The organism is Phenylobacterium sp. (assembly GCF_041916435.1).
In the GTDB taxonomy this organism is placed as follows: Bacteria; Pseudomonadota; Alphaproteobacteria; order Caulobacterales; family Caulobacteraceae; genus Phenylobacterium.
Genome location: NZ_JAYRZM010000003.1, coordinates 419,037 through 440,203 on the forward strand (window position 1 = coordinate 419,037; position 21,167 = coordinate 440,203).

Below are 21,167 nucleotides of genomic sequence, written 5' to 3' on the forward strand. Positions count from 1 at the left end.
CTCAGGGAGGATCGCATGGCTGACGGCGCCATGAAGCTGGCCGAGGGTCAGGAAGAAGCTCGCGCGCGGGCCTATGCAACGCCGCTGGAGGACTTCCACCCCGGCGATCCGGAGCTGTTCCGCACCAACACCCACTGGCCCTGGTTCGAACGCCTGCGCAAGGAAGAGCCGGTCCACTACTGCCGCGACAGCGAGTTCGGCCCCTACTGGTCGGTCACCCGGTTCAACGACATCATGGCGGTGGACACCAACCATCAGGTCTTCTCCTCGGAGGCGGCGCTGGGCGGCATCACCATCCGCGACGCGCGGCCGGACCTGCGCCGGCCCAGCTTCATCGCCATGGACCCGCCCAAGCACGACGTGCAGCGCAAGACCGTCAGCCCCATCGTCTCGCCGGCCAACCTGCAGACCATGGAGCCGATCATCCGCGAGCGCGCGGCCAAGATCCTGGACGAGCTGCCGCTGAACGAGCCGTTCGACTGGGTGGACCGGGTCTCCATCGAGCTGACCACCCAGATGCTGGCGACCCTGTTCGACTTCCCCTTCGAGGACCGGCGCAAGCTGACCCGCTGGAGCGACGTGGCCACCACCATCCCCGCCCCCGGCCAGATGGTGGAGACCGAGGAGGAACGTCAGGCCGAGTTGATGGAGTGCCTAGCCTGCTTCACGGGGCTGTGGAACGAGCGGGTGAACGCCCCGCCCAAGGGCGACCTGGTCTCCATGCTGGCCCACGGCGAGGCCACCCGGAACATGACCCCGGACGAGTATCTGGGGAACATCATCCTGCTGACGGTCGGCGGCAACGACACCACCCGAAACTCGATCTCCGGCGGCCTCCTGGCCCTCAACCAGCACCCCGAGGAGTACGACAAGCTGCGGGCGAACCACGAGCTGATCTCCAGCATGGTGCCCGAGATCATCCGCTGGCAGACACCCCTGGCCCACATGCGCCGTACGGCGCTGGAGGACATCGAGATCGGCGGCAGGACCATCAGGAAGGGCGACAAGGTGGTCATGTGGTACGTCTCGGGCAACCGCGACGAGGCGGTGATCGACGAGCCCGACCGGCTGATCATCGACCGCGAACGCCCCCGCCAGCACCTGTCGTTCGGCTTCGGCATCCACCGCTGCGTCGGCAACCGCCTGGCCGAGATGCAATTGCGCATCGTCTGGGAGGAGATCCTCAAGCGCTGGAGCTGCATCGAGGTGCTCGAGGAGCCGAAGCGCGTGCGTTCCAGCTTCGTGAAGGGCTATGAGCAGATGATGGTTCGCATCGCGGCCTAGCGGAACATGGAGACCGGCATGACGCAGACCCCGGCGTTCGCCCGCGCGGCGGAGATCGAGGCCAGCCTTGAGCGCCTGGCCGAGCGCGGCGATCCGGTGGAGGCGATCTATGAGCGCCTGTTCCAGCGCCACCCGCAGATGAAGCCCTACTTCTGGCGCGACACCAACGGGGCGGTGAAGGGCGAGATGCTGTCCCGCACCTTCGAGGCGATCTTCGATTTCGTCGGCGAGCGCCGCTACGCCGACCACATGATCCGCACCGAGATGATCACCCACGAGGGCTACGACGTGCCCCGCGAGGTGTTCGCCACCTTCTTCGAGATCGTGCGCGACACCGCTCGCGACCTGCTCGCCGCGGACTGGACGGACGCCTTTGAAGCCGCCTGGACCGAGCTCCTGGCCGAGATCGACCGCTACGTCCAAAGCACCGCGCGCGTGGAGGCCGGCGACAACGCCTACTTCGTCCGCCAGCGCGAGGCGTTCGAACGCGAAGGCGTCGCCGAGAGCTAGGCGGCTTCGCTCAGAGCAGACCGAGGTCGCCGAGCCAGGCTTCAAGCAATGTCGTCCAGCGGTCCACCGGCCGGTTCTGGGCGATCATGCCGAAGCCGTGGCCGCCCTTCTGGAACACGTGGAATTCGGCCGGCCGGTCGGCGTCGCACCAGTCGGCGTAGAGGCCCTCGACCACGCGAAACAGCATGCGGTCGTCCTGGGCGATGCAGGCGAACAGGGGCGGGGCGTCGGTGGGAACGGGCCGGCCCCGCGTCTCCCCGCCGTAGATCGGCGCCGCGAACGCCAGGGGCGGACCCTCGGGCCGCATGGCGACGTCCATCGTCAGGAAGGCGCCGGCGGAAAAGCCGATCATGCCGATCCGGGTTGGATCGAGGCCGAAGTCGGCGGCGCGCTCGCGCACGACCGACAGAGCCCGTCGCCCATCCGTCGCGGCGGCTTCACGCGCCCGGATGAAGAGCTCGTTGCGCACCAGACCGTCCATCGACCGCGGCGCCTCGCGACCCGACATCTTGCCAAGCTCGGCCTCGCGGCCTTGCGCGCGGGCGTTGAAGGCGGCGAACGCCTCCTGATCGTCCGGCGTGCCCGTGAGGCGATATTTCAGGAGGAAGGCCGTCACCCCGCGCTCGGCGAACCAACGGGCCATGTCGATCCCCTCGTGACGCCAGGCCAGGATGCGCCAGCCGCCACCGGGGCAGACGATCACGCCGGTCCCATTGGCCTTGTCCGCTGGCGGACGGAAGACGGTGAGGGTCGCCTCGGAGACGTTGCGCACCCACTCAACCTCGGGCCCGCTTGCGGCCGCCTGGCGATAGCTGGCCTCGGGACCGACCTCCGGCAGCGGATCCGGCGGGCCCTCGGGCCAGAGCGCGATCACCTCGGCGTCCGTCGGCGGCGCTCCTCGATCTGTGGTCTGGACGCTCAACGCCCAATCCCCCTGGCCGGCCTCATGGCGTCCTCAGCCCCAGGCCGTCGATCCGTTCGCGCAAGTCCGCGGGCAGCGGCCCCAGCGCCTCAGCCTCCAGGCATTGGGCGAGCTCGGCGCGGTTCTTCACCCCCAGCACCACGGTGTCGACGCCCGCGATATCCAGGGCGTAGCGGTGCGCCAGCAGCGCCGGGTCGACCCCCAGCTCGGCGCAGAGCGCGCGGTAGGGCGCGGCGCGGCGGAAATCGGCGGCCTCCGGATGGGTCTCCTTCAGCGCCCGGTCGATTCCGCCGGTCAGGGCGCCGGCCTGAACGGCGCGGATGCCCATCACCCCCACGCCGTTGGCCCTGGCCGAGGCGATGATCCGACGCGGCATGGCCGGGCCTTCGTAGCGGCGCATGGCGCCGGGCGAGTCCATCAGGTTTGCGACCGCCTGGACGACGGCCGGCCTGGCCTCGTGCGACAGGGCCTTGAGCACGGTGGGCGGCAAGCCCACTCCGGTGATCCCCCAGGCGCCAATGCGCCCCCGGCGCTTCAGGTCCTCGAAGGCGGGGATCACCTCATCGACGTAGGCCTCCCAGGTGGTGGCGACCTGGGCGCGCCGGTCCTGGTCGCGCGGCAGGACGCTGTCGGCCTCGCACAGGTTGTTGTGCAGGATCATCACGTCGACGCGGTCCAGCCGCATCGCCTTCAGGCTGGCGTCCAGCGAGGCTTCCATGCGCTCCAGCGCCTTGCCGGGCGGCGGCTCGCCCAGCCAGCACTTGGTGGTGATCCGCACGCCCTCGGGCAGGCTACCCGAGAAGGCCCGCGCAATCACCTCCTCGCAGACGCCGTACATCGGCGCGGTGTCGATCAGGGTGATCCCGGCGTCCAGCGCGGCCTTGATGACGGCCAGCGCCTCGTCCTGGCTGGTCTCGCCCCAGACCTGGCCAAGGCCGCCGCCGCCCAGCGTCAGGCGGCTGACCTCACCGACCGGCCCGAGCGGGGCGTAGCGCATCGCGGCCCTACTCCGCCGCGGCCCGGGCTTCGGCCGGAACCTCGTCGACCGTCACCCGGCGCATGTGCCGGCGCTGGCCGGGATAGTCGTTGAGGGCGAAGTGCCAGACCGAGCGGTTGTCCCACATGGCCACCGAGCCCTTGGCCCAGGAAAAGCGGCAGGTGAAGGCCTCGTAGCGGCAATGGTCGAAGAGGAACTCCAGCAGCGGCCGCGACTCCCGCTTCGACCAGCCCTCGAAGCGCACCGTGAAGGCGGGGTTCACGTAGAGCGCCTTGCGCCCGGTCTCGGGGTGGACCTTGACCACCGGGTGGATGAACTCGCCCACCGCGCCCTCGGCCTCGACCACGCTCATGGACTTGCGCTTCTGGGCCGAGGCGCCGCGGGAGGAGTATTCCCGGCTGGCGGTGTGCACCGCGTTCAGCCCCTCCAGCGTGGCCTGCATTCCCGGCGTCAGCGCCTCGTAGGCCGCCGCCTGGCTGGCGAACAGGGTGTCGCCGCCCCACTCGGGGATCTCGACGCCGTAGAGGATCGAGCCGATGGAGGGATGCTCCAGGAAGCTCATGTCCGAGTGCCAGCCGCCGCCGAAGTTCAGCCGGTCCTCGGGCTCCTTGACGATCTCCATCACCTCCGGATGGCCGGCCATGCCGGACACGTAGGGATGGATGTTCAAGGGCCCGAAGCGGCGCCCGAACGCGACCTGCCGCTCAGGCGAAAGCGCCTGGTCGCGGAAGAAGACGACCTGGTGCTCGACGAAGGCGGCGCGGATGGCCGCGATCGTCTCATCGGAAAGCTCCTTCGACAGGTCGACGCCGCTGATCTCGGCGCCGAGGGCGCCGGCGGCCTTGCGGATCTTCAAGGTCGGTTCGGACATGGGATGGCTCCTCTGCGCAGCCGGCTAGATCAGGTCGGATGGTTGCACGCCCAGCTCCTTGAGCAAGGGCTCGGCGTAGTCGACGCGGCCGGTCATGGTCTTCGGATCGCCGCTGGCGAGCTGATAGACCGCCTCGGCGATGTATTCGATGGGCTGGACGCGGCTCTTGGTGGCCGCGTTGATCAGGCCGTGCACCGCCACGCCGGGGGTGTCCACCAGGCCCGGCGAGACCACGTTCACCGCCACGCCGTCCTCATAGACCTCGGAGGCCAGGCCGGTGGTGAAGCGCTCGAGCGCGGCCTTGCACATGCCATAGACGGTGCCGCCCCGGCCCGGGCCATAGGGCTGCTTGGGATGGATGCCCGCGGGCGAGGAGATGTTGACGATCCAGCCGGTGTGGCGCTCGCGCATCGACGGCAGGACGAGCTGGGCCAGGTGGAACGGCGCATAGACCTGCACCTCCATCATCAGCTTGAAGCGCTTTTCCGGGAAGTCCTGCACCGGGATGAAGAAGGTGACGGCGGCGTTGTTCACCAGGATGTCCACCGGGCCGTAGGTTCCGATCGTGGCGTCCACCAGGCGCTGGCGGTCCTCGGCCGAGGAGAGGTCCGCCTTGATCAGGGTCGCCTCGCCGCCGGCGGCCTTGATGCGCTCGACGGTGTGCGACAGCGTGCCCGGCAGCTTGGAATCGCCTTCCTCGACGGTGCGGGCGGAGACGACCACGCGGGCGCCTTCCATGGCAAGCCGCGCGGCGATGGCCTCGCCGATGCCGCGGCTGGCGCCGGTGACCAGGGCGACCTTGCCCTTGAGCGTTCCGTTCGGATTGATGGCTGCGGTGGACACGTCTGAAATCTCCCTAATGAAATTTATTATGGCCGGAGCCTCGCGCGCCTGGGGCCGGGGCGCAAGCGCGGGCGGCCTGTGCGCGAAGGCCGCGACTCTGTCTAACTGGCCCCCTGGAACCCATCTGGGCGCGGAGACGGCATGAAGGCGTGGATCGGATTGACGGCGGCGATGCTGCTGGCGGGCTCGGCGGCCGCCGCCGAGCCTCCCCCGCCGCCGCCGCCCGCGCCGCCGGCGGATGCGCCCGCCCCGCCGCCGGGACCGATGATGCGGCGCATCCCCTCCCCCGGCGGCGAGGTGGTGCTGACCGGCCCCAGGGACGAGACGGTCTGGCGCGACCTGAAGTTCGCGCCGCTGCGCCGCGCCGGCGACATAGTCTATCTGTCGGGCGTGGTGATCGGCCCGCGCGTGGGCGAGGGCCACGACGTCGAGGCGTTCAAGAACCAGGTGCGCCGGGCCTTCGCCTACATGCAGGCGGCGCTGAAGGCCGAGGGCCTGACCTTCGCCGACGTGGCGCTGCTGCAGACCTATCACGTCTGGAACAGCCCCAATTTCGATGGGACCAAGGACGAGCAGTTCCGCGCCTTCGCCGAGGTGAAGGACGAGTTCTTCAAGGAGCCCTATCCGGCCTGGACGGCGGTGGGCGTGGCCGACCTGCTCTCCAGCGCCGGGGTGGTGGAGATCCAGCTCACCGCCCGCGTTCCGCCGCCCCCGCCCGCCCCGCCGCCGGCGCCGGTCAAGCCGAAGCCCAAACCGAAGCCCGCGCCGAAACCGGCCCCCAAGCCCGCGCCCAAGCCGGCCGCCTCCAGGGGGGAGCCGGCGCATGACTCGGCCGACTCCATCCTGTTGGAGAATTACGGGGACGGCGCGGCGCGCCATTGATCGGGCGCGCCGGTCGCGATTGAGTGCGCTCTCCAAGGAGCCCGACATGAAACCGATCTTCGCCGTTCCGATGCTGGGCCTCGCCCTGGCCGCCGCAGCGCCGGCCGCCGGGGCCGCGCCGGGCCCTTCCGGAGAGCAGGCGCTGCTGCATCAGGCCGCCGCCCAGGTGAGCCCGGAACGGCAGAAGGCGATCATCACCCGGCTGGTGGGCTTCGGCACGCGCCACACCCTGTCGGACACCAGGTCGGACACCCGCGGGATCGGCGCGGCGCGGCGCTGGGTGGCGTCCGAGTTCACCGCGCTCGCCAAGGACTGCGGCGGCTGCCTGACGGTGGCCACGCCCTCCCAGGTGATGAGCGGCAAGCGCGTGCCCACGCCCACCGAGGTGATGGACGTCCTGGCCATCCAGCCGGGGACGGAAGGCTCCAAGCGCGTCGTGGTGATCTCCGGCCACCTGGACAGCCGGGTGAGCGACGTCATGAACGCGACGAGCGACGCCCCCGGCGCCAACGACGACGGATCCGGCGTGGCCGCGGTGATGGAGGCCGCGCGGGTGCTCTCCAAGTTCAAGTTCAAGGCCACCGTGGTCTATGCGGTCCTCTCCGGCGAGGAGCAGGGCCTGATGGGCGGCAAGGTTCTGGCCGACTACGCCAAGGCCCAGGGCTGGCAGGTGGAGGCCGACCTCAACAACGACATCGTCGGCAATAGCGAGGGGCTGAACGGGGTGCGCGACAACACCCACGTGCGCGTGTTCTCGGAGGGCACCAAGGCCGTGGAGACCCAGGCCCAGGCCGACCGGCGGCGCTACAACGGCGGCGAAGTGGACAGCCCCTCGCGCAATCTCGCCCGCTACATGGACCGTCTCGCCGGCCAGTACCTGACCAACCTCAGTGTGAAGATGATCTATCGCACCGACCGCTTCGGCCGCGGCGGCGACCAGGTGGAGATGCTGGGCGCCGGCTTCCCCGCCGTGCGCGTCACCGAGTCCACGGAGAACTACAACCGCCAGCACCAGGATCTGCGCACCGAGAACGGGATCGCCTACGGCGACGTGCTGTCGGGCGTGGACTTCGACTATCTGGCCCAGGTGACCCGGCTGAACGTCGTGACCCTGGCGGCCCTGGCCTCGGCGCCCGCGCCGCCGAACGGCGTCGAGATCTCCGGCGCGGTCAGCGACGACACCACGGTCAAGTGGACGCCCGCGCCGGGCGCCGCCGGCTACCGGGTCTGGTGGCGCTCCACCACCGACCCGCAATGGCGCTACAGCCGCTGGGTCGACGGCGGCGCGGCGGACGGGACGGTGCTGAAGAACGTGGTGATCGACGACTGGTTCTTCGGCGTCTCGGCCGTGGGGCCGGACGGCTACGAGAGCCCGGTGGTGTTCCCGGGCGACGCCGGATCGTTCGTCTCGGCGGCGCAGTGATCCGCGACGTCATCCTCCGGTCGGCCCTGAGGGCCGAGCCGGGGGACCCAAGCTGAAGCGCCGCTTGGATCGCCCGGACGAGCCGGGCGAAGACGCCGTTGGGGACCGCGTCCCCGGCCCCTCACCCGCCGTAGCGCACCTCGGCGGTCGGCTTGGCCGGCTGGCCCTTGGCCTCGGCGAGGCAGGCCTTGAGGTCGGCGAGGTAGGCGTCGGTCACGCCGGCGTGGATCGGCGAGAGCATCAGGTGCAGGCCCTTGGGCTCGCTGAGGGCGCTGGTCACCCAGCCCTTCTCGTACATGGACTTCAGAATGGCGTGGCAGTTCACCTCGGGGTGGGTGAAGGCGATCAGGCCGAGCTTGGGAGCGCCGATGACGGTGAAGCCCAGGGCCTTCACGCCGGCCTCGATCGCCTCGCGCGCCGCCGTCGCCTGGGCGTGCTTGGCCCGATAGCCCTCCACGCCCAGGAAATTCATCACCGCCCAGGCCGAGGCGATCGCCCCGCCCGGCCGCGTGCCGGCCAGGGTCGGCGTGACCATCCGCCCGGCCGGCCAGACGTTGAGGTCGAAGATCATGTGCTGGCGCAGGGCCTCGGTGCGGAAGAACACCGTCGAGGCGCCCTTGGCGCAGTAGCCATACTTGTGCAGGTCGGCCGACATCGACCAGACGCCGGGGACCTCGAAGTCGAAGGGCGGAATCTCGGCGCCGTTCATCCTTACGAAGGGCGCCATGTAGCCGCCGACGCAGGCGTCGACATGCAGCCACAGGCCCTTCTGTTGCGCCGCCCGCCCCAGGGCCTCGATGGGATCGATCAGGCCGAAGGGAAAGCAGGGGGCCGAGCCCACCATCATCACCGTCGCCTCGTCCGCCGCCGCGGCCATGGCGGCCGGATCGGCCAGATAGTCCTTGAGCGGAACGCGCCTGACCTCGATCTCCATCACCGCCGCGGCCTTGTCGAACGCCGGGTGGGCCGAGGCGGGCAGGACGATGTTGAGCGGGCCGGTCACGCCGCGGGCCTTGCGCGCGTGGTCGCGGGCGGCCTTCACCGCCATTTGGATGGAATCGGTGCCGCCGGTGGTCATGTTCCCCACCGCGCCCTCGGGGCCGTGCAGGATGGAAAGGCCGTAGCCCACCACCTCGGCCTCCATCTGCTTCAGGCTCGGGAAGGCGGCGGGGCCCAGGCCGTTCTCCGACATGAAGCGCAGATAGGCCTCCTTCTGCACCTGCTCCACGTCCGGGCCGGCGTTGAAGACGTAGACCGCCGCGCGACCCTGGCGCCACTTCACGTCGTGGGCGGCCAGGGCGTCCATCCGCTGGGAAAGCTCGGGCCAGGGGGTTCCGTGCTGCGGCAGGGCCAGGGTCATCGCGCGTTCCTCCATGCGGGCCGTTCGCCGGCGCCGTGCGGCCCCATCTTGCCCCGGCCGTGCGGCGGTTGGCCACACATACGCCACGCGCGCCGCGGGACTGCGCATAAGCTCGCATTAACCATGGACGTGGTCCGCTGGCCTCCTGGGGCATCAGGAGCGCAAGGACGTGGCTCAAAGGGGAGCAAGGCGGATCGGTCCCGCCGCGGCGCGGACGCCGGCTCCGGGCGCCATTCCGGTGGCGCGGCCGCGCCTGCCGCCGGCGGCGGCGATCGCGCCCTATCTCGAACGCATCGACGAGGCCCGCTGGTACTCCAACTTCGGCCCGCTGCTCACCGAGTTCGAAGCCAGGCTCGGCGAACGCTTCGGCCCCGGCGCGCACGTCGCCACGGCGGTGAACGCCACCCAGGCCCTGGCGCTCACGCTCCAGGCCATGGACCTTCCGCGAGGCGCGCTTTGCGCCATGCCGTCCTGGACCTTCGTGGCGACGGCGCACGCCGCCATCCAGGCGGGCCTGACCCCGTGGTTCCTGGATGTCGATCCGGCGACCTGGATGCTGGACCCCGAGCGGGTCCGCGAGGCCCTGCCCCGCGCGCCGGGGCCGGTGGCGGTCGTCATGCCGGTCGCCCCGTTCGGCCGGCCGATGGATCTCGGCGCCTGGCTGGACTTCCGCGACGCGACGGGCCTGCCAGTGCTGATCGACGCCGCCGCCGCCTTCGACACGGCGGCCGACGCGGCCCTGCCCTCGGTGGTGAGCCTTCACGCGACGAAGGTGCTCGGGATCGGCGAGGGCGGCTTCCTGGCCACGCAGGACCCCGCGCTGGCCAAGCGGGTGATGCAGCTCACGACCTACGGCTTCCAGGGCGACCGCGCCTCGCGCTTCGTCGCCACCAACGCCAAGCTCAGCGAATACGCCGCGGCCGTCGGCCTGGCGGCGCTGGACGCCTGGCCGCTGGATCGCCTGCGCTGGCTGCGCGCGGCCCAGATGCTGCGCATGGCCATGGCGGACCTGCCGCAGGTCGTCTTCCAGCCCGGCTGGGGGTCGAGCTGGATCACGAGCGTGTGCACGGTGGGCCTGCCGGAGGGCGTCGGCGCGGCGGTCGAAGCGGGCTTTCGCAGCCGCGGCGTGGACACGCGGCGATGGTGGGGACAGGGCTGCCACGAGAGCCCGGCGTTCGCCGGATCGCCGCGGGACGCGCTGCCCCACACGCTGGAGCTGGCGGGATCGACCATCGGCCTGCCGTTCGCGATCGACCTCGACGTCGAGGACGCGCGCCGGATCGCCGCGGCCATGTCGGAAACGCTGCGAAGCCTCTAGCGGCCGGCCTCGCCCAACTGGACGAAGAGCGCGTTGGCCGCGACGAAGGCGCAGCGCACCCTGTCGCCGTTGCCGGCGAGGAACGCCTCGCCGACCCGGCGCGGCCCGTCGCCCCAATGCCAGACGTAGTCGTCGAAGACGATCCAACCGCCGGGCTTGACCATGGGCGCCCAGGCCTCGGTGTCGGCGAGCACGTGGCCGTACTCGTGGTTGCCGTCGATGTAGAGCAGGCCGGCGCGGCCCTCGTAGCGGGTCTCGCCGAAACAATCGGTGCGCACGACCGGATCGGCCGCATAGGCCTTGGCCGCGTCGGTCGACGCGCCGTGGAAGTAGTTGAGCCGGCCGGCGGCGAACGGCGCGACGTTCACCTCGAAGATCTGCCGCATGTAGCGCCAGTCGTGCGTCTCCGAATACGACTTCAGCGCGTCGGCGCCCTGGTCGATCTCTTCCGCCGCCCAAGGGTCGACGCAGAGCACTCGGCCGAGGTCGTAGCGCCCAGCGAGCATGGCGAAGAGCGCGGCGGTGCGCCCGAAGAAGCTGCCGATCTCGACGATGTCGCCCGACGGCGCGCGGCGCGCCGCCTCGATCAGCGCCATCAGCTTGGTCTCGTCGCTCTGGCCGCGGATCAGCATGGCGGCGCGGATGAAGCCCGCCGCCTCGGCTTGCGACAGCGCCGGACGCGGCGGCGAGGCGCGGTCGAGTTCGGGGATCATCGCCGCCGAGCGCAGGCGCTCGCGCAGCAGCCGGTACTCGGCGTTCAGGTCGGCGTGCGTGCGCCCCTGGAAGACGCGCAGCCGGTCGCATAGGCCACTTGAGCGCAGGTGATGCATCACCGCGTCGTGGGTGACGGCGATGGCGTCGATCCCGCGCTCGGCCACCAGGGCGTCCAGCGCCGCGTCGAAGCCGGCGTCGGCGATATGCGGCAGGCGCGCCCACTCGGCGTAGTCCGCCGCGGCCGGATCGTTGGACAGGGAGGAGGCGCCGACGACGCGCAGGCCCAGGTCGACCGCGAACTCCCGCAGGATGGGCGCGTCGCCGAAGCCTCCAGGCAGGATCAGCAGGGTCCGGGGGGGCGGCCCCATCTTGGCGCTCCTTCATGCCGAGCCGAGACGGCCCGTGCCGTCCGGATATTAGGCGATTCGAATCGCCGGCCCCGAAGCGAACGCCGGCTCACCGCGCGCGCAGGTGGCGACCCAGCCCGCTTCGCTGCACGTCTTCCCTGATCCAGTCCTGGATGGCGGCGGACAGGATCGACGGCGAACGGCCAAGGGAGATGTCGCGGAACACGCCGTAAGGGTCGTCGTCGGCGCTGGCGGTCGAGCTTTCGACGAACGCCTCCACCTGGCCGGACATGGGAAGCCCCAGGGCCTCGAACAGCGCCGTCACCGTCGCCAGGGGCCGATCGAGCAGGGCGTCGTAGGACAGGATTCGAAAGCGCCGCGGCGCCTTCGCCTGCAAGTCCTCGAACAGCAGAGCGGCGCGCTTCCAGCCCTCGTAGCCGTAGAACTCCTCGGGCCGGCCGCCGTTCTTGCTCGCCGCGAACCGCCACTCGGCCTCCACGCTCCACTCCGGCTTGAACTCGCGCGGCGCCTTGATCCAGGAACTGAGGACGTCGATCGGATCACGGACGATGCCGACGCCGCTGAAGCGGTCGATCTCCATGAGCTGCGGCAGCAGATGGTGGAAGCGCACCTCCTTGTAGACGAGAGCCTGCGGCGCGGCCTTGGCGAAGCTCACCTCGCGCTGGGCGAGCCGGCGCTCGCCGGTCTGCAGGATGTAGGCGTCGTCCGTCAGGGCGATGTCCCGCAGGATGGCGTCCAGGTCGCCGGCCGTGCGGGCGTTGTCGGCGCGCTCGTGAAAGGCGTAGGCGAAGAACGGCTGGAAGCGATAGGCGACCTCGGGCGCGCTGTTGAAGATCTGGCCGATCCAGCTCGTCCCGGACCGCGGCGCGCCGTGCAGGCCGATGACCGGCATGTCCTTTGAGCTCATGCTAAGGCGTCCTGACCGGCGATCACGATGTCATAGGCGCGCAAGAGCTCGGCGCAGGCGTCGGGCGCGCAGAACATCAGGGCGTCGATTATCGACAGATTGGGCACGTGCTCGGTTCCGAACTGCGCATAGGCGGGCGGCCTGGGCGCGATGAAGCTGAGTTGCAGGCCCGCGCGCGCGAAGTCGCCGCCCTGATAGAGCCCGACGCCGCCAGGGGCGTTCAGATAGGTGCTCGCGCCCAGCCTGCGGCAGATGTCGAGCACCGCGTCCTGGCCGCCGAGGGTCGCGTCGCGTCCCAGGTCCGACGACCACACGACCTTCGTCTCCACCCCCAGGGCCTGGCATACGAGGCCGATCGCATGCGCGTTGAAGCGCGCCACATTGGTCTGCGGCGAGGCGAAGATCTCGGCGGCGAGCGCCTGGCCGGCGGCGAAGCACGGCGCCTTGCGATAGGCCTGGTGCAGCAGACCGGCCGCCTTGGCGTCGGCGGCGGGCCCGCGCAGGTAGTCCTTGTCGCGGATCAGGGTGTGCAGCGGCGAATGGGCCACCGGCATGGTCAGCCAATGAGGCGCGCCGTTCAGCAGAACGCGGTTCCGATTGATCCAGCCGCCCTTCATGTACTGCACGTCGTCGTAGATCACGAAGACGTCGCTGGCGGCGATGAGCTGAAAGTACCCGATATAGGGGAGCAGGTACGGCTGCATTATCGACACGATCATCGCCGGCCCCTTCAGCCCCCGCCTGCGCCAGCCTGACGCCGCGGACTTATTCATTGGTTAACCACGATTTGAGACCCATGGGGTCCCTGGACCGGCGCTGAACGTGGAGGCTCCCATGGACGGAACGATGTCGCAGGACGACGCCCTCGCCGAAGAGATCGACCTTGCGCTTGAAGACGTCCGGCAGGGCCGCGCGCCGGCCGCCGTGGAGCGCCTGCGCGCCCTGATCGCGGCCCCGCACTACGACGTCAGGCTCCACTACGCCCTGTCCGCCGCCCTCGGCGCGGCCGGAGACCGCGAAGGACAGCGCGCGACCCTGGCCGACGCCCAGACGTTCCACGCCTTCCAGCACCTGAACGCGGCCGGGGTGGACCTGGAGCGCCTGAGTTCGGACCTGGCCTACGCCACCCAGGTCGGCCAGCAGTTCTACAACGCCAAGCTGATGGGCCCGGCGGCCGCGGCGTTCGGCCAGGCCGCCCTGCGTCCTGGCGCGCCGGTGCAGGTGCTGCTGAGCTGGGGCCTGGCGCTGCAGCACCAGGGGCGGATCGACGAGGCCCTGATCGCGTTCGAGGCCACCTTGAGCCAGTTCCCGAGCTCGCGGGCCCACGAATTCCTGCTCTACATCTCGCTGTTCGCGCCGAACGGCGTCCGGCGCCACGCCGAGGAGGTGCGCCGGTGGGCCGAGCTCTACGCCCCCGCCTACACGCCCGGAACGCGCCGCTTCGCCAATAAGGCGCTCGACGGGCGGCGCCTGAAGATCGGCTACGTGGCGCCGAGCTTCACGCGAAGCCAGCTCAAGCAGTTCATCCTGCCGGTGCTCGACAATCACGATTCCTCCGCCGTGGAGGTCGTCCTGTACAGCGCCGACGCGGCGGCCGAGGACGCGCCGCGCGCGGACGCGATCCGCACGATCGGCGCCATGAGCGACGACGATGCGGCGGCCCTGATCCAGCGCGACGGCGTGGACGTGCTGGTCGACCTGTGGGGCCATACGGCCGGCAGCCGGCTCGGGGTGTTCGCGCGCAAGGCCGCGCCGGTGCAGGCCGCCTGGATCAACTACGTCCAGTCCACGGGCGTGCCGGCGATGGACTACGTGATCCATGCCGACGGCATGGCGACCGACGGCGTCGACGAGCTGTTCACCGAGAAGATCTGGCGGATCGGGCCGATCATGGCGCCGTTCCGGCCGGGCCCGCGCCTGGGGCCAAGCCCGACGCCGGCCCTGCGCAACGGCTACGTGACCTTCGGCAGCTTCAATCACCCCGTGCGGCTCAACGACGAGACCGTGGCGGCCTGGGCGCGGATTCTCAACGCCAGCCCCGAATCGCGCCTAGTCCTGAAGTACGGCTTCTTCATCGACCCCATCCTGCAAAGAGGAACCCGCGCGCGGTTCGCCGCCCACGGCGTGCCGGCCGAGGCCATCGAATTCCAGGGCCACTCCACCGGCGAGGCCTATCTGCAGGCGTTCGGCGAGATCGATCTCGCGCTGGACCCGTCGCCCTGCCCCGGCGGGACGACGTCGTCGGACGCGGTGTCGAACGGGGTGCCGCTGCTGACGCTTCGCGGCGCCGACTTCTACAGCCGCATCGGCACGCTGCGACTGGAGCCCCTGGGCCTGGATCAGCTTATCGCCGAGTCCTGGGACGACTATGTGGCCCGCGCCCTGGCCGTGACCGCGGACGCGGAGGCCCTGAACGCGCTGCGCTCCACGATGCAGGAGCGCTTCGACCGGTCCGCCATCCGCGACGAGGCCGGCTTCACGCGCCGGCTCGAAGACGCGTTCGGCCAGATGTACCAGCGATGGTGGAAGAACCCGTCGGCCTGAGACCTCAGCCGGCGTGCGCCTCGCGATAGACGAAGGTGGTGTATTCCGGCAGGCCGTAGTCGGCGCGGATCATCACCTGTGAGCTCAGCTCGCGGGTGGCGAAGGCGGTGGCCGCGTCCATCGGCCAGTGGAACAGGTCCTCGCGCCGCCAGTCCAGGTGGACGCTGATGACGTTGAACGCCAGCCCCACGCGGCAGTTGCGCCAGACGGCGGCCAGCAGGGTCTGGACGAAATCCTCCATCTGCGCCTGCGACAGGTCGCGCTTGACCGTGAAGACGCCGTTCAGCACCGCGAAGTCGAAGGGCTCGCCAAGCTCCGGCGCGGCGATCAGGTCGCGCACCATGAAGCGGGCGTAGGGATGGCGCGCGCGGGCCTGCTCGACCATCGCCGCCGAGATGTCCAGGCCCGCATAGGTCCAGGCCCAGTCGCGCTCGTGGGCGGCCAGATGGTCGAACAGCAGGCCCACGCCGCAGCCGACGTCGAGCAGGCGCACGGGCTCCTGGCCACGCGGCGCCCCGCTCAGCATGATGCGGAACCGGGTCTCCAGATCGTCCATGTTCGGCCAGTCGACCCCGTGGACGTTGGGGCCGAAAAGGGCGAGCGTCTCCTCGTAGTGACGCTGGATCGCCCGATAGTCCGCCTTCGGCGGCGCGTGAGCGTTCATTCAGTCCCCGTTCTAGGGCGGCCGCTTCGACGGCCGGGAGCGGTCATCATGCCGCAGGAGTCGCTACGACAAGGTTTCCGTCGTGGCCGGCCCGCCTCACGGTTCGTTAACCACGGCCTGCGAGCGTTCCGTCCAGACAATGGGCGCCGCGCGCCCGCCCCAGGAGACGCCTGGATGAGCCTCGCCCGGAAACTCGCCTCGCCCACGCACCCCGCCGTGGAGCATCTGATCGCCGACGGCGCGCACGTGTTCGACCAGCGCGTCGATCCCAAGGCCGCCGCCGACCTCCTGGCCGAGATCCGCGCCACGCGGCATTTCGACCACCGCCTGTTCCTGTCCGAAGCCGAGTTCGACGCCGATCCGCAGTACACCGGCGTCAATCCCAAGCCGGGCCGCAACCTGCTGGAGCGGTTCGAAGATCGCCTCGGCTTCGTCGAGCAGGCGCCGCACATCGTCGAGGCCGTCTCCGCCGTGCTGGGGCCGGACTACACGATCCTGAACAAGAAGGTCGTCTGCGGCGTGCCGCAGACCTCCGTGCCCGAATGGCTGCGCAAGCGCATCCTGGGCAATCCGGTGAACAACCTGGGCGCCTATGTGCGGCCCGAGAACCGGGACGTGACCTATTTCTACGGCATCGACTTCCACCAGGACCTGATCGACTACAAGGACCGGCCGGCGGACTTCCTGACCCTCTACGTCTACCTGCATCCGGTCACGAAGCTGGACGCGCCGCTCTACCTGCTGACCGGCACCCACGTGCTGGGCGGCACCCTCTTCCCGCACGACCTGGAGCGCTCCGGTCCGGACCACTGGACCTATCGCGACCGCCGCGGCGGCCAGGTGGAGGCCCGCCAACTCGTGCTGACCGGCGAGGCCGGCTACGCGGCCATGTGGCACGCCTGCACTCTGCACGGCACCCAGCCGGACGCCGCCGACCACGAGCGGATCTCGCTGCGCTACCTCCTGGCCCAGGGCTCGGGCCGCGCCGGCATCGACGAAGTGAACGCCGCCCTCAAGGGCCCGCTCAGCCTGGACGAGACCCGCAACGACCTGGACGCCAAGGGCGCGGCGGTGATCAAGGCGAACTCGGTCAACAAGGCCTGACTGCGGCCCGGGCGAGCGGAAATCACGCCCGCGCGGTGAGTCGCGCGGCCATCTTCTGGTGCAGGAGGTTGATGGCCTTCAGTGGACGGACCATCACCTTGAAGCGGGTGATCCGGCCGGCCTCGTTCCAGGCGATCATGTCGACGCCATTGATCCTGATCCCGTCGATCTCGCAGGCGAACTCCAGCACCGCCGAGCTTTCGGCGAACCACTCGCCCTCGTAGCGGAAGGTCTCGTTCCCCAGCACCTGCATGGCCGCCAGCAGGTACTTCTCCACGACCGGCCGGCCCGCCTGGGGCGTGTGGACCACCGGGGATTCGAAGACGGCGTCCTCGGCCAGCAGCGCGTGCAGCGCCGCAGGATCGCGCGATCGCACGAAGGCGTGCCAGTTCGCGATCACGTCCTTGCCCATGGCCCTCTTCCCTCGCTGCGCGCGGACGCGGGACGCGCCGGCGCGAAGTCGAAGTTCGACCGGGCGCCGGGGCGGAAGTCAATCCGCCCCTTTGGCCGCCCCCTTTTGGCCGACCCGCTCGCCGCCGTCAGGCGGCGACGCGCCGCGGAACCAGGCGCTGGCTGGCCAGGGCTTCCTGGGCGCCGGACACGCCCGCCTCGCCGTATTCGGCGTCCTCGTTGACCTGCCAGGTGTCGTAGAGGGCCTCGCCGGCGCAGATGTTCAGGGCCGTCAGCAGGCCCGTCATCATCGCGTGGTCCTGGTTGTTGTACTTGTGCATGCCGTTGCGGCCGACCAGGTGCAGGCCGGGGAACGAGCGCGCCAGCTCCAGGCGGATCATCTCCACATTGTGGGCGTAGGCGTCGTCGTAGACCGGATAGGCCTTGGGCTGGCGCACCACCGAGGCGTCGTAGACGTCGGCCGGGTCCATCAGGCCGATCTTGCCGATCTCGGCCTTGGCCAGCTCGACCAGGTCGGCGTCGTCGGCCGTCCACAGGCCGTCGCCCTCGAAGCAGAAGTATTCCAGGCCGAGGCACGTGGAGACGCCGTCTGGGATCATCTCCGGCGACCAGGAGCGGAAGTTCTGCACGCGGCCGACCTTCACGCTCGGGTCGTGGATGTAGACCCAGTTGTCCGGCAGCTCCTTCTGCGGCTTGCCGATCAGCACCACGGTCAGGAAGTCGCGGTACTTCAGCTCGCGGGCATGGAAGATGGTGATGGGCGTCGGCGAGATCGAACCGATCAGCTCGCGCATCGGCGCGGACGAGACCACGTTGGCGGCGGTGAAGGTCTCCTCGGCGCCGTCCGCGCCGACGGCGGTCACCGTCCAGATCTTCGAGGCCGCGTCGAAGACGAGGCCGGTGACGCGGCGGCCCATGCGCACCTCGCCGCCCAGCGATTTGATCTTGGCCGCGCAGGCTTCCCACATCATGCCCGGGCCCTTGCGCGGGTAGCGGAAGCTTTCGATCAGGCTCTTGGCGGTGGCGCCGCCCTTCCTGTTCAGGCCCAGCGAACGCTTCAGGCCGTCGATGATCGCCGAGCCCAGGTCCAGGCCCTTGATGCGTTGAGCGGCCCAGTCGGCCGAGATCTCGTCGCACTCCATGCCCCACACCTTCTCGGTGTAGGTCTTGAAGAAGATCGAGAAGAGCTTTTCGCCGAACTGGTTGCGCACCCACTGGTGGAAGGTCTTCGGCGCCTTGACCGGGAAGGCCTTGGCCCAGGCGAAGGAGGCCATGCACACCGAGCTGGTGAAGACGCCCAGGTTGGCCAGCGCCTCGAAGGCCTTCAGCGGATAGGCGTAGAACTTGTTGCGGTAGTAGATGCGCGACAGGCGCGGGCGCTCGATGAAGTCGTCGGGCAGGATCTCGTTCCAGAGGTCCACGATCTCCTTCGACTTGGAGAAGAAGCGGTGGCCGCCGATGTCGAACAGGAAGCCCTTGTAGTTCACCGTGCGGCTGATGCCGCCGACATAGCGGGCGTCCTGCTCCAGCACGATCACGCCCCGGCCTTCCTTGGCCAGCGTGTAGGCCGTGGTCAGGCCCGCCGGGCCCGCGCCGATGACAAGGGTTTCGATATGCTGGCTCATGCCCGGCTCCCACTTCGATTGGGAGCACTTTGGGCGGCCCATAGTTAAGGCCTTACGGTCGAACGTAGTGAATCTCGATTAATCTCACGCACAGGTCGCGTTTTCTTCGGCGCCTGTTCCTCGATAGACTTAACGGCAGTTAGGACTTCCGCGTTCTTAACCACGGGCGCGCGCCTGGCTCAGCGCACCCGATAGACGCGCACCGGCCCGGCGGACGAGCCCACCGGCTCCAGCCAGCCGGGAACCTCGCCGGCGTCGAGCCGGGCGCCCAGCCCGTCGGGCTCGAATCTGAGCATCCGCAGGATCTCGCCCGAACGGCACATCACCACGTAGCGGACGCCCATGCGCTCGGCGAGGGCGCGGGACTGGTCCGGCTTGCCGGCGAGGAATTCGTGGCCGGCCAGCACGCCCGCGGCGTTGCGGTGGTAGGGCGCGCTCACCACCGACAGGGGCGACGACATCAGGATGAACGGGCCGGAATCGATCGGCGCGACGGCCAGGCCGGCGGGCAGGCGCGCCAGCCCCTTGTAGGCGGCCGGATCGAAGCACCCTTCGGCCTCCTTGGGCGCGCCTTCGTCCGTCTTCTTCCGGGCCAGATTCGTCACCAGGCCCGAGCCCAGGGGAAGCGAGGTGAACACCAGGAGACCCGCCAGCATCGCGGCGCCCCAATGGACCCGCGGGGTCCCGGCCTTGCGCGCGACGACCACCATCGCCGCTGCGATCAGCGGGCTGGCCAGGCCCGCCGTGTAGGTGATGGCGCGCATCTGCACGAACATCAGCGCCACCGCCACCAGGAAGACGCCGCTGACGATCGCGACGGGGCGGATCAGGACCGGCCTGAGCCAAAGGAGCAGCCCGACAGCCGCCAGGCCCAGCGCGGCCTGCACCGCCGAGGTCACGCCGAACACGTTCATCCGGGCCAGCAGCCAGGGCAGGGTGTGCGCTTCCACCACGTGGTTGAGCCAGATCGGCCCGAGCCGCGGATCGATGTCGGCGAACGGCCCGCGCACGCAATGCGGACCGGCCGCAACGAAGGCCGCCGCGGCGAGCGCGCCGGCCAGGGCGACCAGCGCCAGGCGGGCCAGGCGGGACTTCACGACGCCGGCAAGGGCGGCCGCCAGCGCCAGGCCGAGGCCGCCGACCACCGCCAGCGCCAGCACCGGCATGGCGATCTGGTCGCAGGCCTGGGACATCACGTAGCGCGTGGGGTTGGAGGCGAAGGCCAGGAGCGGGGTGGCGACGGCGACCGTCAGGCCGAAGGCGGCCACCGCGCCGCGGGCGAGCACGCCGTCGCGCGCTAGCACCAGGCCGGCCATGCCGCAGAGCATGAGCCAGAAGACCAGCCCCTCCAGGCCGATGGCGAGGGCGAACGCTCCGCCCAGGCCGGCCGCCACGCCGGCCCACGGGCGTCTCCGCAGGCCGAGGACGCCGACCAGCATCAGGAAGATCCCGAACATCTGCGCGCCGTGATGGTCGATGCGTCCGGGGTGGAACTGCCACGACGCCGCGCCGAGCAGGGCGAACAGCAGCATGGCCGGGGCGACCGCCCGGACGCCAGCCATGCGCCGGGCGGCCAGGCCGACCAACGGCAGGGTGGCGGCCAACTGGACCAGGGGCCAGACGATCATGGCTGCGAACTCGGCGCCGGCCCTGGGCAGGGCGACGCCGAACAGGGCGATCAGCCCGCCGATGGCCAGGTCGGGAATCCGCGACCAGTGCATGGAGAAGCCAGGCGCGGGCCAGCCCCGGTGCTGGGTGGTGTCGAACCACCCCTGGCCGGCCAGCCAGTCGCGCACCTCGACCAGGCGCATGGCGTCGTCGGTGTCCAGATTATGCAGGCCGTGCCAAACCTGCGATCGGGCCAGCAGGAAGATCGAGACCAGGAGCCACACGATCGCGGTCGTGCGCCAAAGCCCCAGCCGTCCCCGGAAAAACCCGCCGACGTCCATCGTCCGCCCCTCGAAATCCCTGGCCAGGGCATAAGGGCGGCGACTTAAGAAAGGGTGCGGGGCCCCTATCCGCGCAGCGCGTTCACATAGGTCCCCATGTCGAAATAGTCGCGCCAGATCTTGATCTTGCCGCCTTCCATCTCGAACACGCCGCAGCACGGCAGGTTCACCGGCTTGCCGCCGACCATGGTGCGGTCCAGCCGCTCGGCGATCACGACGTCGCCGCTGGAGACCAGGTTCAGCACGTCCCAGGTGGTCGAGGTCCAGTCCTTCAGGAACGCGCCGATGAAGGCCTTGAGCGCCGCGCGGCCCTGCACCGGCTGGGTGGGCATGTTGTGGTAGACGCCGTCCTCGGCGAAGTAGCCGACCAGTTCGTCGACATCCAATCGCGACCATGCGGCGATGAAGTCGCCGATCACCTGTTCATTGCTCGCCACGAGCCCCTCCCTTGTGGTTTCCGGCGACTGTAGC

General features: G+C 70.0%; 20 protein-coding genes. 7 read left to right on the top strand and 13 right to left on the bottom strand.

Features of this window, described 5'->3' with window-relative positions; genetic code table 11:
• The first annotated feature begins 15 nt into the window (after positions 1 to 15).
• Together ACE3TA_RS10440 and ACE3TA_RS10445 are read left to right on the top strand one after the other, a co-directional pair.
• Positions 16 to 1,284, top strand: a complete 1,269-nt coding sequence (locus ACE3TA_RS10440) for a cytochrome P450 (protein WP_374573290.1) — start codon at positions 16 to 18, stop codon at positions 1,282 to 1,284.
• Between the two features lie 18 nt (positions 1,285 to 1,302).
• On the top strand, positions 1,303 to 1,794 hold the full coding sequence (locus ACE3TA_RS10445) for a globin domain-containing protein (protein ID WP_374573292.1): 492 nt from the start codon (positions 1,303 to 1,305) through the stop codon (positions 1,792 to 1,794).
• 10 nt (positions 1,795 to 1,804) lie between these two features.
• On the opposite strand, the gene ACE3TA_RS10450 is transcribed toward ACE3TA_RS10445, so the two are convergent.
• From ACE3TA_RS10450 to ACE3TA_RS10465, 4 genes are read right to left on the bottom strand one after another with little or no spacing between them, the layout of a single operon-like run.
• Positions 1,805 to 2,716 carry an alpha/beta hydrolase gene (locus tag ACE3TA_RS10450; protein ID WP_374573294.1) on the bottom strand — a complete coding sequence of 304 codons (912 nt, stop codon included), beginning with the start codon at positions 2,714 to 2,716 and terminating at the stop codon, positions 1,805 to 1,807.
• 22 nt (positions 2,717 to 2,738) lie between these two features.
• A complete protein-coding gene (locus tag ACE3TA_RS10455) occupies positions 2,739 to 3,713 on the bottom strand; it encodes an aldo/keto reductase (protein ID WP_374573296.1) in 975 nt (324 codons plus the stop codon).
• Between the two features lie 7 nt (positions 3,714 to 3,720).
• Entirely contained in the window at positions 3,721 to 4,584 is an 864-nt protein-coding gene (locus ACE3TA_RS10460; protein ID WP_374573298.1) for a TauD/TfdA dioxygenase family protein, read from the bottom strand.
• A 24-nt stretch (positions 4,585 to 4,608) separates the two neighbouring features.
• Complete coding sequence (locus tag ACE3TA_RS10465) at positions 4,609 to 5,427, bottom strand: SDR family NAD(P)-dependent oxidoreductase (RefSeq protein ID WP_374573300.1); 819 nt, start codon at positions 5,425 to 5,427, stop codon at positions 4,609 to 4,611.
• Between the two features lie 141 nt (positions 5,428 to 5,568).
• On the opposite strand from ACE3TA_RS10465, the gene ACE3TA_RS10470 reads away from it, so the two are divergent.
• Both ACE3TA_RS10470 and ACE3TA_RS10475 read left to right on the top strand, forming a co-directional pair.
• The gene (locus ACE3TA_RS10470) at positions 5,569 to 6,309 is read left to right on the top strand and encodes a Rid family hydrolase (protein WP_374573302.1); all 741 of its coding nucleotides are present in this window, start codon (positions 5,569 to 5,571) and stop codon (positions 6,307 to 6,309) included.
• A gap of 46 nt (positions 6,310 to 6,355) precedes the next feature.
• Positions 6,356 to 7,732, top strand: a complete 1,377-nt coding sequence (locus tag ACE3TA_RS10475) for a M20/M25/M40 family metallo-hydrolase (protein ID WP_374573304.1) — start codon at positions 6,356 to 6,358, stop codon at positions 7,730 to 7,732.
• A gap of 121 nt (positions 7,733 to 7,853) precedes the next feature.
• Here ACE3TA_RS10475 and ACE3TA_RS10480 read toward each other — a convergent pair whose 3' ends face one another.
• Positions 7,854 to 9,092: an aspartate aminotransferase family protein gene (locus tag ACE3TA_RS10480; protein ID WP_374573306.1), complete on the bottom strand. Its 1,239-nt coding sequence runs from the start codon at positions 9,090 to 9,092 to the stop codon at positions 7,854 to 7,856.
• A 238-nt stretch (positions 9,093 to 9,330) separates the two neighbouring features.
• On the opposite strand from ACE3TA_RS10480, the gene ACE3TA_RS10485 reads away from it, so the two are divergent.
• Positions 9,331 to 10,410 carry a DegT/DnrJ/EryC1/StrS family aminotransferase gene (locus tag ACE3TA_RS10485; RefSeq protein ID WP_374573308.1) on the top strand — a complete coding sequence of 360 codons (1,080 nt, stop codon included), beginning with the start codon at positions 9,331 to 9,333 and terminating at the stop codon, positions 10,408 to 10,410.
• On the opposite strand, the gene ACE3TA_RS10490 is transcribed toward ACE3TA_RS10485, so the two are convergent.
• The 3 genes from ACE3TA_RS10490 to ACE3TA_RS10500 all read right to left on the bottom strand — a co-directional run bounded on the left by ACE3TA_RS10490 (position 10,407) and on the right by ACE3TA_RS10500 (position 13,118).
• Complete coding sequence (locus ACE3TA_RS10490; protein WP_374573310.1) at positions 10,407 to 11,492, bottom strand: class I SAM-dependent methyltransferase; 1,086 nt, start codon at positions 11,490 to 11,492, stop codon at positions 10,407 to 10,409. The genes ACE3TA_RS10485 and ACE3TA_RS10490 overlap by 4 nt on opposite strands.
• Positions 11,493 to 11,580: 88 nt before the next feature.
• Positions 11,581 to 12,399 carry a sulfotransferase gene (locus tag ACE3TA_RS10495; RefSeq protein ID WP_374573312.1) on the bottom strand — a complete coding sequence of 273 codons (819 nt, stop codon included), beginning with the start codon at positions 12,397 to 12,399 and terminating at the stop codon, positions 11,581 to 11,583.
• On the bottom strand, positions 12,396 to 13,118 hold the full coding sequence (locus tag ACE3TA_RS10500; protein WP_374573314.1) for a WbqC family protein: 723 nt from the start codon (positions 13,116 to 13,118) through the stop codon (positions 12,396 to 12,398). Before ACE3TA_RS10500 ends, ACE3TA_RS10495 begins: the two co-directional genes overlap by 4 nt.
• 115 nt (positions 13,119 to 13,233) lie before the next feature.
• On the opposite strand from ACE3TA_RS10500, the gene ACE3TA_RS10505 reads away from it, so the two are divergent.
• A complete protein-coding gene (locus ACE3TA_RS10505) occupies positions 13,234 to 14,943 on the top strand; it encodes a hypothetical protein (protein WP_374573316.1) in 1,710 nt (569 codons plus the stop codon).
• A 4-nt stretch (positions 14,944 to 14,947) separates the two neighbouring features.
• Here the strand turns inward: ACE3TA_RS10505 and ACE3TA_RS10510 are convergent, their stop codons facing one another.
• Entirely contained in the window at positions 14,948 to 15,607 is a 660-nt protein-coding gene (locus ACE3TA_RS10510) for a trans-aconitate 2-methyltransferase (RefSeq protein WP_374573318.1), read from the bottom strand.
• Between the two features lie 174 nt (positions 15,608 to 15,781).
• Here ACE3TA_RS10510 and ACE3TA_RS10515 point away from each other — a divergent pair, with 174 nt between their 5' ends.
• Entirely contained in the window at positions 15,782 to 16,711 is a 930-nt protein-coding gene (locus ACE3TA_RS10515) for a hypothetical protein (RefSeq protein ID WP_374573320.1), read from the top strand.
• 22 nt (positions 16,712 to 16,733) lie between these two features.
• Here ACE3TA_RS10515 and ACE3TA_RS10520 read toward each other — a convergent pair whose 3' ends face one another.
• The 4 genes from ACE3TA_RS10520 to ACE3TA_RS10535 form a co-directional block, all read right to left on the bottom strand.
• Positions 16,734 to 17,123: a nuclear transport factor 2 family protein gene (locus ACE3TA_RS10520; protein ID WP_374573322.1), complete on the bottom strand. Its 390-nt coding sequence runs from the start codon at positions 17,121 to 17,123 to the stop codon at positions 16,734 to 16,736.
• A 127-nt stretch (positions 17,124 to 17,250) separates the two neighbouring features.
• Positions 17,251 to 18,747: an NAD(P)/FAD-dependent oxidoreductase gene (locus ACE3TA_RS10525; RefSeq protein ID WP_374573324.1), complete on the bottom strand. Its 1,497-nt coding sequence runs from the start codon at positions 18,745 to 18,747 to the stop codon at positions 17,251 to 17,253.
• 179 nt (positions 18,748 to 18,926) lie between these two features.
• Positions 18,927 to 20,696, bottom strand: a complete 1,770-nt coding sequence (locus ACE3TA_RS10530) for a hypothetical protein (RefSeq protein WP_374573326.1) — start codon at positions 20,694 to 20,696, stop codon at positions 18,927 to 18,929.
• 65 nt (positions 20,697 to 20,761) lie between these two features.
• Positions 20,762 to 21,133, bottom strand: coding sequence for a limonene-1,2-epoxide hydrolase family protein (locus ACE3TA_RS10535; protein WP_374573328.1), 372 nt, complete (start codon positions 21,131 to 21,133; stop codon positions 20,762 to 20,764).
• Positions 21,134 to 21,167: the final 34 nt, after the last annotated feature.

Coding starts and splice junctions, on each gene's coding strand:
- ACE3TA_RS10440 (WP_374573290.1), top strand. CDS start 16: ATGGCTGACGGCGCCATGAAGCTGGCCGAGGGTCAGGAAGAAGCTCGC.
- ACE3TA_RS10445 (WP_374573292.1), top strand. CDS start 1,303: ATGACGCAGACCCCGGCGTTCGCCCGCGCGGCGGAGATCGAGGCCAGC.
- ACE3TA_RS10455 (WP_374573296.1), bottom strand. CDS start 3,713: ATGCGCTACGCCCCGCTCGGGCCGGTCGGTGAGGTCAGCCGCCTGACG.
- ACE3TA_RS10460 (WP_374573298.1), bottom strand. CDS start 4,584: ATGTCCGAACCGACCTTGAAGATCCGCAAGGCCGCCGGCGCCCTCGGC.
- ACE3TA_RS10470 (WP_374573302.1), top strand. CDS start 5,569: ATGAAGGCGTGGATCGGATTGACGGCGGCGATGCTGCTGGCGGGCTCG.
- ACE3TA_RS10475 (WP_374573304.1), top strand. CDS start 6,356: ATGAAACCGATCTTCGCCGTTCCGATGCTGGGCCTCGCCCTGGCCGCC.
- ACE3TA_RS10480 (WP_374573306.1), bottom strand. CDS start 9,092: ATGACCCTGGCCCTGCCGCAGCACGGAACCCCCTGGCCCGAGCTTTCC.
- ACE3TA_RS10490 (WP_374573310.1), bottom strand. CDS start 11,492: ATGGGGCCGCCCCCCCGGACCCTGCTGATCCTGCCTGGAGGCTTCGGC.
- ACE3TA_RS10495 (WP_374573312.1), bottom strand. CDS start 12,399: ATGAGCTCAAAGGACATGCCGGTCATCGGCCTGCACGGCGCGCCGCGG.
- ACE3TA_RS10500 (WP_374573314.1), bottom strand. CDS start 13,118: ATGATCGTGTCGATAATGCAGCCGTACCTGCTCCCCTATATCGGGTAC.
- ACE3TA_RS10505 (WP_374573316.1), top strand. CDS start 13,234: ATGGACGGAACGATGTCGCAGGACGACGCCCTCGCCGAAGAGATCGAC.
- ACE3TA_RS10510 (WP_374573318.1), bottom strand. CDS start 15,607: ATGAACGCTCACGCGCCGCCGAAGGCGGACTATCGGGCGATCCAGCGT.
- ACE3TA_RS10515 (WP_374573320.1), top strand. CDS start 15,782: ATGAGCCTCGCCCGGAAACTCGCCTCGCCCACGCACCCCGCCGTGGAG.
- ACE3TA_RS10520 (WP_374573322.1), bottom strand. CDS start 17,123: ATGGGCAAGGACGTGATCGCGAACTGGCACGCCTTCGTGCGATCGCGC.
- ACE3TA_RS10525 (WP_374573324.1), bottom strand. CDS start 18,747: ATGAGCCAGCATATCGAAACCCTTGTCATCGGCGCGGGCCCGGCGGGC.
- ACE3TA_RS10530 (WP_374573326.1), bottom strand. CDS start 20,696: ATGGACGTCGGCGGGTTTTTCCGGGGACGGCTGGGGCTTTGGCGCACG.